Raw genomic sequence first — 15,386 nt, forward strand, 5'->3', positions numbered from 1 at the left:
TATTGCCAATCATTTTTGGTGATTCAGTTTCATTGGGGTTGTCTCAATAATATAACAACATATCCTCTTGGATATTTTCGAAAATAAAGGAAATTCCCATGACTACCGTTTTAGTCATTGACGACTCGCCATCTGAGATGGCGAAATTTCGCGATATGCTTGCTAGACATAACTTTCAAGTCCTAGAGGCAACAAATGGTGAGCAAGGCTGTCAAATGGCAGTTGACCACTTACCAGACGTTATTTTGATGGATGTAGTGATGCCTGAGATGAATGGCTTCCAAGCCACTCGAAAAATTACTCGTGGTAAAACGACTGATCATATCCCTGTGATTATGATCAGTACTAAAAATCAAGAAACAGATAGAGTTTGGGGAAAGCGTCAAGGCGCTAAAGAGTATATTGCCAAACCAGTTGATGAAAATAGCTTGGTTAATATCATTCGCAAAGTAATGGAGTAGCTTGTGGCTTCCAAAGGGTTTATTGAGCTTCTGCGTCTAGCAGATTTGGCACGCGCGCGCAAAAGTGGTCGCCGCGGTGGACAAGAGTATGATTGGCAAGGTGTGGTGTTTGAGATTGGTGGACAGCGTTTGGTTGCGCCGATGGGTCAGGTATCAGAAGTATTAGCCATGCCAGAGTATACCAGCTTGCCTTTAGTAAAGCCTTGGATGCTGGGTATCGCCAATATTCGTGGACGCTTACTACCTATAACTGACTTGTCCCGATTTCTACAGGTTCCTAGTGGCTTAACGCAAATGAGCCAACGTAAAGTCATTGTCATCGATCATGACAATCTTTTTTCAGGACTGGTAGTAGACCAAGTTATTGGTATCGAACAATTTACGAATGACCAATACCGTGCTGAGGCCATTGAATCTAGTTCGCCTTTTGCACCTTATAATCATGGTAGGTTCTTCAAAAATGAACAAGACTGGTATGTCTTTATGCCCAGTTTACTCGCACAAGACTTGCAATATACCGATGCTGCAATATAGCTATCGATAACAGATATCTGACTGTTAGGGCTATTACAAAATGATAGCGCACGACACGGTTAGATATCAGCATTCACATAGGCTTTGTTAATCACTGTTGTTTTTATAGCAATGAGATTGTCAAAGTCAGTCACGATAAGACTTTGATGATTGTTTTAAAGGAATACGCACGATGAGTGATGTTATAAATAAACCTATAGCTGGTACCCCTAATGCAACAGCGGGTGGCGCAAATGCTAATAGTGAGTGGAAGTTATTATTAGTGCTTTTTGTTTCGATAAGTGTGGCTTGTCTGATTTGGTTGGTAAACTCCTTATCATCAGTGAGTCAGTACTTTTTGGACTTTACTCAGTCCGTTGTTTTGCCTGTCGTCGTTTTCGTGATAGGGGTACTAGGGATAATCTTTGCCCTGTACCAATTGCTTAAACAGCGCGGTGGCTCAGAACGATTACTTATCGAGAAAGAAACATTACGTCGTCGCCAAGAAGCAGAAGCTGAATCTGAGCGCGCGCGTCAAATCCAAGAAGAAAACGAGCGTAACCAGGTAGCTATTCTGCGTTTGCTTGACGAGTTGGGTGACTTGGCAGAAGGTGATTTGACGGTCAATGCAACAGTATCAGAAGATTTTACTGGTGCAATTGCTGATTCAGTAAACTTTGCAATTGACCAACTTCGTCAGTTGGTACTGGTTATCAACAATACGGCTGATCGCGTTTCGCAGTCTTCAGATCAAACGCAGATGAATGCGGTTGAGCTTGCTGAAGCATCTGAGCATCAAGCGCAAGAAATTGCTGGTGTATCAGCGGCCATTAATGAGATGACAATCTCGATTGACCAAGTTTCGAATAACGCTTCAGAATCTGCGACCGTTGCTCAGCGCTCAGTTGCCATTGCTTACAACGGGGCAGAAGTTGTACAGCGCTCCATTGAAGGTATGAACGTTATTCGTGATCAGATTCAAGAGACGTCAAAACGTATCAAACGTCTGGGTGAGTCTTCGCAAGAGATTGGTGATATCGTTAGTTTGATTAATGATATTGCTGACCAAACCAACGTTTTGGCATTGAACGCTGCTATTCAGGCATCGATGGCTGGTGAAGCGGGTCGAGGCTTTGCGGTTGTTGCTGATGAAGTACAGCGTCTGGCTGAGCGTTCAGCGAATGCAACCAAACAGATTGAAACACTGGTAAAAACCATTCAAGCAGATACCAACGAAGCGGTTGTATCTATGGAGTCAACGACTTCTGAAGTTGTGCGCGGTGCGCGGTTAGCAAAAGATGCTGGTGAAGCACTAGAAGAGGTACAGAGCGTTTCTAACACGTTGGCTGATTTGATCCAAAACATCTCAAATGCTGCATTGCAACAGGCAGAGTCTGCTGGTCATATCTCTCACACCATGAATATTATTCAGGATATTACCTCACAAACTTCCTCTGGCACGATGGCAACTGCACGATCTATTGGTGAGCTAAGCGAAATGGCTGCAGCACTACAAGAATCCGTAACAGGCTTTAAGGTATTGAGTGATGATGAGCTGCTAGATAACGAGCAAGCATTATCGGCAAGTGCATGATAATCATGTTGGGCATTATTTTAGCACTAGTAAGTTAATATTTAGAGTTTCTACAGTATTTTATATTAATATATTAATATATTAATATGTTAATTACATTACTATGTAAATAATAGTGGTTTACATTGGCAATCATAGGTAGCAGTTGACGTGAATAAAATTATTCAAACAGACGACCATGGTAACAAGCACATTAAACCAATACTTGTTGAAGCCTCTTTGCAGAACAATAGCTTTGATGTGCAGCAATGGCGACGATACATAGAACAAGAAATTGGTTTTGTGCTACCAGATGTTCAGTTGCAGTGGTTAATCAATGCGATTGACCACACTGCATCGTCGTATGGGTTGACTGCTAAAACTCTATGGCATCGGCTGCCAACAAATAATGAGATGCGTCAACAGCTATTAGATAACGTACTGATTCATGAAAGTCGATTTTTTCGTTATATACCTTCTATCAATTTCATCACAGAGTACGCGGTACAGCATCAGCGAGCACAGTTAACTGCTACCAATACTGATAATAGTGCTGAACGTAATTCTGATGAGTTATTTCGCATTTGGAGTGTTGGCTGTGCAAGTGGGCAAGAAGTTTGGTCATTGGCGATGAGCTTAACCTCAGAGAAGTTGGAAAATTATACGATACTGGGTACAGATATTAGTCATCAAGCCATTAAGCGAGCGCAGTCAGGACATTATGATCAGCGGCAGAAGTCGTTAATCCCAGACAGTTGCCAGCAGTTTATCCAGCCATTGTGTGCTAATAGTGCGATTAGAAAACCAAATTTTTGTGATTCAACTATCACTAAAGAAATGATAGCAAGTAACCAAGCCCATTGGCAAATAGTGCCGAGCTTGCAACAATATGTTAGCTTTGCTTTACATAATATTATCAAACAAAAACCACCCACTCCGCATCTCCAAAATGTCATCATTTGCCAGAATATGTTGCTGTACTTCCGCAAGTTTGATCAGCGCGATATTTTAGCAAGGCTATCAGAGCAATGTGCATTAGGTGGTTATATTATATTGGCTCCAGGTGAGGCGCTATTTTGGCGTCCTTCAAATATGCGCCGTATTGCGCACCCACAGGTTAATGTGTGGCAAAAAATTAATGCCTAAATTAGTGCTTAGACGAGTTAGGATGACCCTATGAAAAACCAGCCCAATGACATAGTGACGCTCGAGTGGTTATTGCCACTATTTAATCAGCAACTATCGCAGATAGCTGATGGCTGGCAACTAGTTGATGACAGTACTAATCACGAGCAGATGGTGAAAAACTACCATCAAGTTGGCGGCGCGCTAACAATGATTCGCCTACCTCTGTTAGCAGATCTTGCCAATAAGCTGAGTTTATTGGTAGAGGCAAGTGGTCACGATGGTATTTCTATTAATAACAGTCGTATCGGCCAGTTTGCTCATAGATTATTAGAGCGTGAGCTGAATCAGTATATGCGTACTACTAGTCACAACACGACGCTGATTAATAATGCTGATAATAACCTTACACGCGCACTATCAGAGCTAGGTATAGCGATAGAGTCAACAGAAACTCTTGCGGCTAATCAGCATGAAGCCTTAGATGGTCATACTATTGATAACAACATCATTGATAGTATCAAAGTGACATTTCTAGAAAGTAAAGAGACCACACATCTAGAGATTTATCACTACCAACAGTTATTGTTGGTCTGGCGTCAGCAAGTACAAGAATTATTGGTAGCCAATACCAATCAATCATCTTTGTTAACGGTATTAGGCAGAGTAAGCCAATATTTATGGCAAGCTTCTCAAAATGAAGATGAGCAACGTCTCTGGTATCTAACAGACTTATGGCTAAACGATCTTGCAAATAATGAGACACCACTACCTGAGAATTATGCCCCACTGTTAAGTCAGTTGGATCAAGTGATAGAGTTGCATGCTACGCAAACCGAGCTATCATCGAGTACTGTCAGAAGTTTGATCATCAGGGTATATATCGAATTAAGTAGCCTTGCGAAAAATAGTAATAGCACTCAGTCTGTACTAAATATTTTGCCGCACAGCGCTGCATCAGCATCGCGTTTTTTACCACGTATACTCAGTGAACTTGAAACGCTTATTTTTAATCTGGATAAGCCTGACACAGTTTTAGAACCTTTACAGAATATACAGCGCCAACTCGAGAGTCGAGGCTGGATATATTATGTGGCACAAGTAGAGTCTATTCTTACAGATCTAGAGCATGCACTGTCATCAGGAACAGGATTTGCACAAGAGCAATGGCAAATCGAGCGTCAGCTTCAAGAGCTATATAATGCTTTGTATAATACCGAACAGACGATATCTCTAAAGATCGGAGATGCGGCCTCTTTTATCACAATACCTGATGATATCGATACGCATGCTGAAAGTAGTCAGGTTGTGACTGCTAGCGAGGGTAACTTGCGTGAGCTTCGCATCACAGTAGAAGACGTCAAACAAAGCTTTCATGAATATGTACAGCGCCAAGATATTACTTTGCTACCCACGGCTACTGATTTCTCAAAGATTGGTGATGCTTTTGTTGAGATGGGTTTACCAGAGATTCATGAAACCATCAATGCGCTATCCAACATATTTACACAGTTGGCAGCTCATGAGATTGCCACGCTTAGTTGGGATGTCACTCAGGCATTGGCTGAGGGATTGACATCTATTGAGCTGTTACTGGATTATCTTGCGCAGCAGGTGTTCGATCAAAAGTTATTGAATCAGGCATATGAGTATACTGCTAAGGCCACAGATCTACTTAATAACTATATTGCCGCACCAGATAGCGTTGATGAAACCTTTCTCACGCAAAAGCCCGCCGCAACTAATGTAATTCGTTATGACGATAGTGGTGAATTGGCCCCTACTAGTGCTCAGTCCATTCATGCTGAATCTTTGACTGATTCACGTGTAGACGATGTTCTTATACAGGAGCAAGGTGCTGTCGAGAGAGATAGTCTAGAGAGCGACGCTTTAGCAAAAGCCCGCACGCAAGTTCAGCCTGATAACTTTGAAATGGATGCAGATATTCGTGACATTTTCATTGAAGAGGCGACTGAAGTCATCGCTGACTTAGAAGACTTTCTACCTATTTGGAAGCAGGATGCACAAGATTTAACACCACTAACTGAAGTGCGTAGGGGTTTCCATACTTTAAAAGGCTCAGGCCGTATGGTAGGTGCTTTTAGTATTAGTGAGATGGCTTGGTCAATCGAAAACTTGCTCAATCGTCTTTTAGATAAAACATTGCCTGTCACTGATAATGTTGTCAATCTAGTCATTGAAACAGCAAAAAAACTGCCTGCATTAGTCACAGATTTTGAAGCGCAGCAATTACCAAGTTTTGACCCTGCAGCTACGGTTCTACAAAGTCATAATTTAATGACTCAGCAACCTATGAATGCTGGGCTCAACGTATCTGAGCCTGTTAAATCTGAGTTGTTAGGCACTTCTGACGTGAGTTATGACTCTCAAACGACAAATGATAATAATGAAAGTAGACGTATCACTGATTCCTTATCTGGTATCGAAATTCCTGCGGTACTCGTGCCATTCATGCAATCCTCCGATCAGCTAGCAGCTGATGCTAACGATGCAGACCCTGATATTAAAGAGATATTTATAGAAGAAGCCAATGAAGTACTGGCTGAAATCGTACCTCTATATGAAAATTGGCGCCAGTCACAAAGTGATTTAAGTGGGTTGACAGATATTCGTCGCGGTTTCCATACTTTAAAAGGTTCAGGCCGAATGGTGGGTGCTCACTATACTGCTGAGTTGGCTTGGTCGATAGAAAACATGCTCAATCGTATTCTAGATAACAGTATTACAGTTTCAGGAGATATGAGTCAGCTTATTGCAGATGTGTTAGCTGCTTATCCTTCAATGCTAATAGTGTTTGAAAATGGCAGTCAAGACTACCCAACGACGCTACCACTTTGGATTGCTTGCGCCAATGCTTATAGTAAGCATCAAGGCAATGAGTTCAGCTATTCTGCTTTATATCAGAATGATAAAGTGTCCGATGGGTATGATGTTGAGGGCACTCAAGCATCATTGTTGTCGCATGAGCTAAGCGAGGCTAATTCTGTCCATGATAATGGCAACAAAGAGATGGATGCTACGCTGCAAACGATTAACTCTGTTAACGAGATGATAGCAGAAGCATCTATTATCATAGTGCCTCAAAGCGATGAAGAGAAAGAATTTTTTGATATTTTTATCGATGAAGCAGAAGAGTTATTACAGGAAATAGATCAATTCGTCGATGAGCATCAAGATGACTCTCATATTGAAGTAACAGATGATATTGTACGTGCATTCCATACGCTGAGAGGAGCCTCTGGTTCTAGTTCTCTTGCCGCTATTAGTGAAGTGAGTGCGACCATAGAGCATAGTTTAGAGTTGTTACAGCAGAAAGACAAAGCCATGAATGCTCAGCATTTAGAGGCATTAGCAAAGTCATCTACGCTCATGGATGGTTATTTGAACAGCTATAAGCAAAATGTCCAACCAAAAAACATATTAATAGAAGACGTACAAAGCCAACAAGACCTAGCCTCGTTACAGGCGATGCTTGGTAAACAACAAGTCGATAGTGATACTAAGTTGATATTCGATAATAAACCGACGATAGAGCAATTATTAGATGATAATATCGATGAATTATTAGATGCTCAGTGGGAGTTGGATGACGCGCTTAACCAAGCTGAAATAGAAGATATCCAAGACTACATAGAGCAGCAAATCTCACAAATAAAATATTTAGCCAATAAAGCACAACCATTTCCAAAGTTCATCTCGATTCTTGATGAGTTGGGTAGTACTTATAGCTATCTAAACGACAATCCTGAAAAAGCAAGAGATAAAGACATTCAAGCTATTTTACATATTGGTCATGCTCAGTTGGTTGGTTTGTTTGATGCGCTAGCGGGTAGTACCTCACTGAAGGTGGACCAGAAAGTTCTTGCGAACCTGCAAAGTATTTACCATACAGATGATGGCGGTGAAGATGAGGATGGTTTCGTCGTTCGAGCTATCTCAGCACCTAATCTAGAACTTGAGTCTATTGATACTGATGCTGAGCTACTAGAGATATTTTTAGAAGAAGCGCAAGAACTTGATACCGCATTAGATGAGAGCTTCAATAAATGGCGTGCGGATATCAGTAACGTTAATGCTCTAAAAGTTTTGCAGCGTCATCTGCACACCATCAAAGGTGGGGCACGGATGGCTGGCATTCGTAGTATTGGTGATCTGACCCACGAAGCCGAAAGCGTTTATGAAGCATTTGTAGAAAACAGACGAGTACCGACAGTCCAATGGCTCGAAATCATGCAAATGGTGCAGGACACAATGTCATTGCAAGTCATGCATATCGTGAGCTATAAAAAATCATTTTTTGCCTCAGAGCTTATTGAGCAGTTACAACAGCTTTTAAAAGAAAAAGCTTTGCCAGAAACGGTAGAGCTGATCATACCTGTACCAAAAAATCATTTTGAATCTGAAACGCAAAGTAAGGCTAGCAACAATCCGCCTAGTAGAGATAACGTATTAGATAGCTCAAGCTTAGATAGAATGATTAAACAGTCATGGGTTAATGGTTTACCAGACCCTGATATATTAACAGTATTTTTAGAAGAAGCAGAAGCCCTCACCAATCGCAATAAGTATCTGCAATTATTCTTAGAAAACACGGACAATAGAACAGCATTACAAGCGTTACAGCGTGACTTGCATACTATCAAAGGTGGTGCACGAATGGTCACTGCTACTGGTATTGCAGATTTGTCTCATGAGATGGAGTCTGTCTATCAAGACTTTATAGACAACCGCCGTCCTGCCACCAAAAAAGTATTGGAATTATTAGTTGCCAGCCATGATTGGCTAGCTGATGCGGTGTCTATTCTTAGACAGAATGTCAACCCGCCAACGCCTGCGTTACTCATTGAGGCATTACAGCAATTTAGCAAAAATCCTGATAGTTTAAAGCAAGTACCTAAAGAGTCTTTACAGTCTCAACGTGAAGCAATCTTGATTGCTAAAGAAAAGCAAGATTCACAATATCTGGCAAAAGATATTAGTGAAATGCCATCTATGAACATCAGCATAAACCAAGAAGATCAGAGTACTAGTAGTAATGAAATGATTCGTATCTCAGGTGGTTTGATTGAGCATATGATCAACTTGTCTGGTGAATCAGCCATTAACCGTGCTCGTATCGATATGGGTATGAGTAGCTTGACCAACAGTATCGAAGATATGGGCATTACTGTACAGCGATTAGCTGATCAGTTACGCCGAATGGAAATCGAGCTTGAAGCACAAATTTTGTCTCAAATAGATGATGAATTGATTCAAAATGAAGACTTTGATCCTCTTGAGATGGATCAATACTCTTCTCTAAATCAATTATCAAAATCTTTGACAGAATCAGCATCGGATTTGATTGATATTAATCATACGTTATTAGAAAAAACACGTGATAGCGAAAGTCTTCTATTGCAATTATCACGAACACAAACTGAACTACAAGACGGTCTTATGAACTCGCGTATGGTACCGTTTACGCATCTGACACCACGTCTTGAACGTATTGTACGCCAAACAGCGAATGAGCTTAACAAGTCTGTTGAGCTAACGATCATCAATGCTGATGATGAGATGGATAGAACCATCCTCGAGCGTATGACTTCACCACTTGAGCATATGCTACGTAATGCTGTCGATCATGGTATCGAAAACACCTCAACACGTCTCAGAGCAGGCAAGGAACGTAGCGGGCACATTACTCTAGAAGTGAATCGCGAAGGTAGTGAGATTGTCATTCAGTTAACGGATGATGGTAGGGGGATTGACGTAGAAGCAGTTCGTAACAAGGCTATTTCTCAAGGGCTAATTGATGCTAGTGATACCAGTCTAACTGACCTTGATATCATGCAATATATCTTTAATGCGGGATTAAGTACTAGCAAACAAGTGACGCAGATTTCTGGACGCGGCGTAGGCATGGATGTGGTAATTAGTGAAATTCGTCAATTAGGTGGCTCTGTGTCAGTTGTCTCAGAACTTGGTAAAGGGTCTCGTTTTACGATGCGCTTACCATTGACGGTTGCTGTATCTGATGCCCTAGTTGTACGTGCAGCGGATCGTTATTATGCAATACCACTCGTACAGATTGAACGAGTGGTTCGCGTTAATCCAGACAAACTGTATGATTACTACCAATCAGGTGATGCAACGTTGAATTTTGAAGACGTCGATTATCGAGTGCGCTATTTAAATGAGATTTTATCAGGCAATAAACTCAATGAGTTGGTTGTTAATACCAATACGAGTCTACCGCTCATTATCATCAAAAACCGTACTGGACAGAATATCGCGCTACAAGTTGATCAGATTGCAGGCTCACGTATTGAGGTGGTTGTAAAACCTTTAGGACAACAATTATCGCACCTATCAGGTATATCAGCCGCTACCATTATGGGTGATGGCTCGGTAATGCTCATCTTGGATCTGATTGCTCTCATGCGTAATGCACAGTTAACTCAGAATATACCGCAATCTGTAGACTCTAAACGAAGAGGTTTAGAGTCTAAGTCGACTATCTTAGTAGTCGATGATTCAGTCACCGTACGTAAAGTGACCTCGCGCTTCTTAGAGCGTCAAGGATTCAATGTGGCGCTTGCAAAAGATGGTGTTGATGCGATTGAGATATTACAAGACATGATACCAGACATGATACTGTTGGATATTGAAATGCCACGCATGGATGGTTTTGAGGTGGCTACCCAAGTTAGATATAGCAAGCGATTACAGCATATCCCAATTATTATGATTACATCACGTACTGGTGAAAAGCATCGCGAGCGTGCACTAGAGATTGGTGTGGATGATTACATGGGTAAGCCGTTCCAAGAACAAGCACTGCTCAATAAAATCCAGCACATACTGGGTGAGAGGGTCAGTCTAACTCATGAAGGATAACATAGGTGTTTCGGCACTGAGGAATAAAAAAAAGAATGATATTAAGGTGATGGTTGTAGCAGAAGACCATCATCAGCGTATGGCGTTTTCGGATACTGTCCGCAGTTGTGGTTTTACTCTCGTTGGATGTATGTCTCAGGCACAGTTGCAAGAAAAAACGGTGCTAGCTGACGTGGTTATTGATATCTGGCTGATAGATAGTGACTACGATGATAATATGGTAACGGCAACTACCGTCTCTAAACCTGCGGCCGTGCTTGTAGGTTTCAGTCAAGCGCCTTATCTGAACGAAGCCACCCAGTATGCGAAATGGCAGCGTAAGCTCAAACGTAAGCTTGCACAAATGCTTGAACTACCTGCGCTAATGGATGCACCCGTTCATAAGCATGATGGTACCGATACCGATTGGCAATATGTGGTATTTTTGGGTGCCTCTATGGGTGGTCCAAGTGCTATAAAAGAATTCTTAGACAACTTGTCAGCTACGCTACCAGTTTGTATCTTACTGGCGCATCATTTTAATAAAACTATGATTGATACTTTGCCACGTATTCTGAATCGTCATAATGATTGGCATTGTCAGGTCATTACTTCTTCGCAGCGCTTACGAGCAGGTCAGTGTCACATAGCACCTATTGATAAACAAATTGTCTGTGATTCGACAGGTCGAGTCATACTGTTGGAGCAAGCGTGGGAAGGTGAGTACAAGCCTGAAATCGGTCAAATTTTGAAGAATACCAGCGATGTTTATGGTAGTGAGCTTATTAATATCATATTCTCAGGAATGGGTGATGATGGCTCTCAGTATCTTGATCTCATTCAAGACAATAATAGTCAACTATGGGTGCAGGACCCTAGTACGAGTGCTTGTCCGAGTCAACCTCAGGCTATTATTGATTCAGGATACTGTGATTTTATTGGTAGTCCAACGGATTTGGCACAAAAACTGACAGATTATATTGGCGAAAGAGCAGTCAAAGCCTCTTTGCCTTAACTTATTGTGAGTGATGTATGAAACAAATTTTAAAACATTCGTTTGAAGCAGTGAGTTTGTTGACCACTACTAATGGTACGCTCGATGTCACCATTGTTCCAGCATTCAACCAGCCTGATTGGGTGATTCCAAGTAGTCTGATTTTGAGTGTGGAAGAGTATGACGTGCGCACATCAACATATGATTGGCAGGAGCAAGAATTGGTCGTGTTTCATTTGTTGCCACAAGATGAGGCAGTAGAGAAAACAATCGTATTAGAAGGCAATACTTCAGAGCATCGCTTAGCGTTGCAAACGGCAGGTGAGCTACACCAATTACAAGTGCGTATTTCAGAGGTAAAAGATATCGAGGTGCCTGAAAATTTCGATAAAACAAACATCAACGAAACAGCAGTACCCTTTAGTGAAAACGTTATGCTATCCTACCTTTTTCAGACCGTTATGATTGAGGACAAAGTCTATTTAGTACCAGACTTAGACAAAATTGCTCATCAGTTGGTTGATGCAAGCAGCTAAACTCGCTTCTACTTTTTATTCGTTTACTATGAAGTGAATGTTCAAATTATCTCAATGGCTTTTGAGTGCTGAATAAATAGCTGCTTTTATCTATATTGCTGATGACAGATAACTAGTAATAAGGGTAATAGGGTAACTCATGAGTAATGCGAATTCAAAGTGGTCAGTCAGTAGCCGGATTTTTCACTGGATCAGTGCGGTTTTATTATTGATTACGTGGATAATGATGCTGTTGAACAATAATCTTGATAGTAATATTTATATCGGACTGCACAAAGCTTTTGGCGTTAGTTTACTGTTTTGGATGATAGCGCGAGTGATTAATCGTGTATTTACTAAAGCGCCGCCACCTATATCGATGCCAAAATGGCAATTATTATTGTCGCACTTGTCGCATTTTGGACTATACGCTTTGCTGATAGCGATGCCAACAGTTGGTTTGTTGATGACTGTCTATGGTGGTCGACCTGTTGATATTTTTGGCTTGTTCCAAATCCCTGTATTTGTCACGCCAGACAGAACTTTGGCTCGTTTCTATAACAATCTGCATACTGATGTTATTTGGCAAGCTATTATTGCATTTACGGCTGTTCATATTAGCGCCGCTTTATATCATCAGTTTATCAAAAAAGACAATCTGATAGCGCGTATGAAATAGTCCGCTGCAAAATAGCTGTGTGTTAAAAAATTCTGTGTATTATCAAAAGCAATGTCATGACTTAAACCAAAAAAAGCCCTCAGTATTATTACGAGGGCTTTTTTGAAATACAGCATAAATGCATCAATTTAAACTATCTGCTGTTATATAGTCGATTCAATTTAAAAGTAGTACAGGGCAACCGAGTGTAGATGTATGTTTAATACTTCAAGCGAGGTCAACGCAGTAATACTTTCATAGTGGAATGACGATAACTTTACTTTTTGTGCTCAGGCAAGCTGATATTCATTTCTAATACGTCTAGGCTATCTTCAGAACGATGATTGATATTGACATCGTCAATCTGTACGCCATTGACATATTTATTGACCACTTCTAAAATTTCACGTTTCATTTTTTCGATACGATCAGCGGTTAGACGGTTATTTAAGCGGTTTTCACTAGCAACAATAACCTTCAGGCGTTCAGTCGCCAAATTAGCGCTACCTGCTGTGCCATTGCTGTCATCAGTACCAAATAGGCTACTCCAAAATCCTTTTTTCTTAGTCATCATTAACCCCCAAACCAACGCTGTAATAAACTTTTCTTCTTCACGTCAAGATGACGGAGTGGACGCTCTTCACCCAAGAAACGGGCGACAATATCATCATAACACTGACCAGCAACAGAGTCGGTATAATGGATGACAGGCTCTCCATGGTTAGATGCTTCAAGCACAGCATGGCTCTCAGGAACAACACCAAGCAAAGGCACTTTTAGAATATCATTAGAAATCGTATCGATATCCATCATCTCATTAGCCGCTGCACGTTCAGGGTTATAACGAGTAATAATCAAGTGCTCACGTACAGAGCCTTGGTTTTCTTCAACCTTTTTAGTCTGACTTTGCAAAATACCAATAATACGATCTGAGTCACGTACTGAAGAAATCTCAGGGTTGGTGACGATGATCGCCTCATCAGCATGATACATAGCTAACTGAGCGCCGCGTTCGATGCCAGCAGGTGAATCGCAGATAATATAGTCAAACTGCTTAGACAGCTCAGCCATGATTTCTGCCACACCTTCATCTGTCAATGCGTCTTTATCACGCGTTTGACTGGCGGGTAGAATAAACAAGTTTTCAAGCTGTTTGTCTTTAACCAGCGCTTGAGACAAACGTGCATTGCCGTTGATAACGTCAACAAAGTCATAAACAATTCGGTTCTCACAACCCATGATCAAGTCTAGATTACGTAGACCCACATCAAAATCGATAACGACTGTTTTATAGCCACGCAATGCTAAACCAGCGGCAAAAGAGGCACTTGTTGTGGTCTTGCCCACACCGCCTTTACCTGAAGTGATTACAACTATCTTCGCCACAATGGCACACTCCTATGAATCAATGGGATATCTTTATATAAATAGCGCAATTTGTATATTACATTTATAGCATATATGCACTACCTGCGAAGCTAGCCTAGCATAAATAAACAAAAATTTATAGCGAGTCTGCCTTAAAGCAGGGAAACCGATCATATATAGACTATAAGGCTTTACTGCCTAATATTTGTTAGCCAATATTGCCTATGATGAATAATAAAATAAACGCTCATGAAAAGTACAAATAGTGGCATAGCCAGTGATTCATCATAGAACAGTTTTGTTAAATAAACTTACTATAGTATTTGAGCAGTTATTTAACAGCCATTCAAATTAGGTACCACTTATCACAGTAAATACTAAGCCTTCACCCTCTACAAATCTTACTTGTACGGCCTTATCAACGACATGTGGCGGTAAGTTATCTCGTAAGCAATATGTGCCTGCAACCGAGACCAATGAAGGATTAAAAACCTGACAAAAAATGCGAGCATCTTTGTCACCAGTAGCACCTGCAACCAAACGCCCTTGAGCACGGCCATAGACATGTAGGCTATTGTCCGTAATCGCTTCAGCGCCACTATTGACACTGTTGGTCAAAATTAAGTCACCACCGACGTGATTGAGACTTTGTCCTGAGCGTAGCATTTGGTCATAGATTAGGCTAGTGATATGATCATCACTTGCTAGTGACTCTGTTGATGTATCAGATATGGTTGTCTCAGTAAGTGGTTCGTTGACGGCAGTCGCAGGGTCATTACTGACTGAATCTGTTTTACTGTCTTCGAGCGCCTTACTCACTGGAGCAGCGTGCTTTTTAGTGGGCACAATACGCTCGATGCGTTTGCCATCGGCAGGGAAAATCGCCAACCGTTGCGCGCGCGCTTGAGAGTCCATCATACCGGTGACTACACCGATGGGCTGTAGACCACATGACCATAACAGTTCCACTAATGCTGACAAGTCTTGCTCGACTTCACTATCAATGAGAATAGGAATATTGCTAGATTTGTTGCTAAAAGTCTCATTAAGTTGTGATTCAATAGCGCTCAAATCATTTGTATTGAACTGCAAACGTGAAAAGGTCAGCATCTTGCCATAAAATGCCAGTGCTGGCGTTGGTGCGGCGTTCGAGGTCTGGTTGTCACTATCTAAAACTGTCATATATAAATCCTCAAAAATTCATTCTATCGCTGTGTTCACGGTGCTGTTTTTATTATCGAGCTATACTGTTTTGTGCGATGACTTTAGTCTATGTTATGACTCCGCCATACTATTT

General features: G+C 41.3%; 10 protein-coding genes and 1 pseudogene. 8 read left to right on the forward strand and 3 right to left on the reverse strand.

Features of this window, described 5'->3' with window-relative positions; translation table 11 throughout:
- Positions 1 to 98 precede the first annotated feature (98 nt).
- The 8 genes and pseudogenes from I6E61_RS12220 (at position 99) to I6E61_RS12255 (ending at position 12,742) form a co-directional block, all read left to right on the forward strand.
- On the forward strand, positions 99 to 461 hold the full coding sequence (locus I6E61_RS12220; RefSeq protein ID WP_194198164.1) for a PleD family two-component system response regulator: 363 nt from the start codon (positions 99 to 101) through the stop codon (positions 459 to 461).
- Positions 462 to 464: 3 nt separating this feature from the next.
- Positions 465 to 995, forward strand: a complete 531-nt coding sequence (locus I6E61_RS12225; protein WP_197135033.1) for a chemotaxis protein CheW — start codon at positions 465 to 467, stop codon at positions 993 to 995.
- Positions 996 to 1,386: 391 nt separating this feature from the next.
- Positions 1,387 to 2,568 (forward strand): annotated as a pseudogene (locus I6E61_RS12230) (methyl-accepting chemotaxis protein); the annotation flags it as partial.
- A 150-nt stretch (positions 2,569 to 2,718) separates the two neighbouring features.
- Positions 2,719 to 3,693 (forward strand): protein-glutamate O-methyltransferase CheR, encoded by a 975-nt coding sequence (locus tag I6E61_RS12235; protein ID WP_197135035.1) that lies wholly within the window; start codon positions 2,719 to 2,721, stop codon positions 3,691 to 3,693.
- Positions 3,694 to 3,723: 30 nt separating this feature from the next.
- Positions 3,724 to 10,575, forward strand: a complete 6,852-nt coding sequence (locus I6E61_RS12240) for an Hpt domain-containing protein (RefSeq protein WP_197135036.1) — start codon at positions 3,724 to 3,726, stop codon at positions 10,573 to 10,575.
- The gene (locus I6E61_RS12245; protein WP_227685893.1) at positions 10,565 to 11,569 is read left to right on the forward strand and encodes a chemotaxis protein CheB; all 1,005 of its coding nucleotides are present in this window, start codon (positions 10,565 to 10,567) and stop codon (positions 11,567 to 11,569) included. Before I6E61_RS12240 ends, I6E61_RS12245 begins: the two co-directional genes overlap by 11 nt.
- A gap of 17 nt (positions 11,570 to 11,586) precedes the next feature.
- Positions 11,587 to 12,084, forward strand: a complete 498-nt coding sequence (locus I6E61_RS12250; RefSeq protein ID WP_197135037.1) for a hypothetical protein — start codon at positions 11,587 to 11,589, stop codon at positions 12,082 to 12,084.
- A 139-nt stretch (positions 12,085 to 12,223) separates the two neighbouring features.
- Entirely contained in the window at positions 12,224 to 12,742 is a 519-nt protein-coding gene (locus tag I6E61_RS12255; RefSeq protein WP_197135038.1) for a cytochrome b, read from the forward strand.
- A gap of 256 nt (positions 12,743 to 12,998) precedes the next feature.
- Here I6E61_RS12255 and minE read toward each other — a convergent pair whose 3' ends face one another.
- The 3 genes from minE to minC form a co-directional block, all read right to left on the reverse strand.
- A complete protein-coding gene (gene minE, locus I6E61_RS12260; protein ID WP_110924026.1) occupies positions 12,999 to 13,292 on the reverse strand; it encodes a cell division topological specificity factor MinE in 294 nt (97 codons plus the stop codon).
- Between the two features lie 2 nt (positions 13,293 to 13,294).
- A complete protein-coding gene (gene minD, locus I6E61_RS12265; protein ID WP_110924025.1) occupies positions 13,295 to 14,107 on the reverse strand; it encodes a septum site-determining protein MinD in 813 nt (270 codons plus the stop codon).
- 333 nt (positions 14,108 to 14,440) lie between these two features.
- Positions 14,441 to 15,271: a septum site-determining protein MinC gene (minC, locus tag I6E61_RS12270; RefSeq protein WP_197135039.1), complete on the reverse strand. Its 831-nt coding sequence runs from the start codon at positions 15,269 to 15,271 to the stop codon at positions 14,441 to 14,443.
- Between the last annotated feature and the right edge of the window lie 115 nt (positions 15,272 to 15,386).

Source organism: Psychrobacter sp. NZS113 (genome assembly GCF_015864825.1).
Classification (GTDB): Bacteria; Pseudomonadota; Gammaproteobacteria; order Pseudomonadales; family Moraxellaceae; genus Psychrobacter.

Bases quoted from the DNA above. Each gene is read 5' to 3' on its own strand.
- I6E61_RS12220 (WP_194198164.1), top strand. From the start codon at position 99: ATGACTACCGTTTTAGTCATTGACGACTCGCCATCTGAGATGGCGAAA.
- I6E61_RS12240 (WP_197135036.1), top strand. From the start codon at position 3,724: ATGAAAAACCAGCCCAATGACATAGTGACGCTCGAGTGGTTATTGCCA.
- I6E61_RS12245 (WP_227685893.1), top strand. From the start codon at position 10,565: ATGAAGGATAACATAGGTGTTTCGGCACTGAGGAATAAAAAAAAGAAT.
- I6E61_RS12250 (WP_197135037.1), top strand. From the start codon at position 11,587: ATGAAACAAATTTTAAAACATTCGTTTGAAGCAGTGAGTTTGTTGACC.
- I6E61_RS12255 (WP_197135038.1), top strand. From the start codon at position 12,224: ATGAGTAATGCGAATTCAAAGTGGTCAGTCAGTAGCCGGATTTTTCAC.
- minE (WP_110924026.1), bottom strand. From the start codon at position 13,292: ATGACTAAGAAAAAAGGATTTTGGAGTAGCCTATTTGGTACTGATGAC.
- minC (WP_197135039.1), bottom strand. From the start codon at position 15,271: ATGACAGTTTTAGATAGTGACAACCAGACCTCGAACGCCGCACCAACG.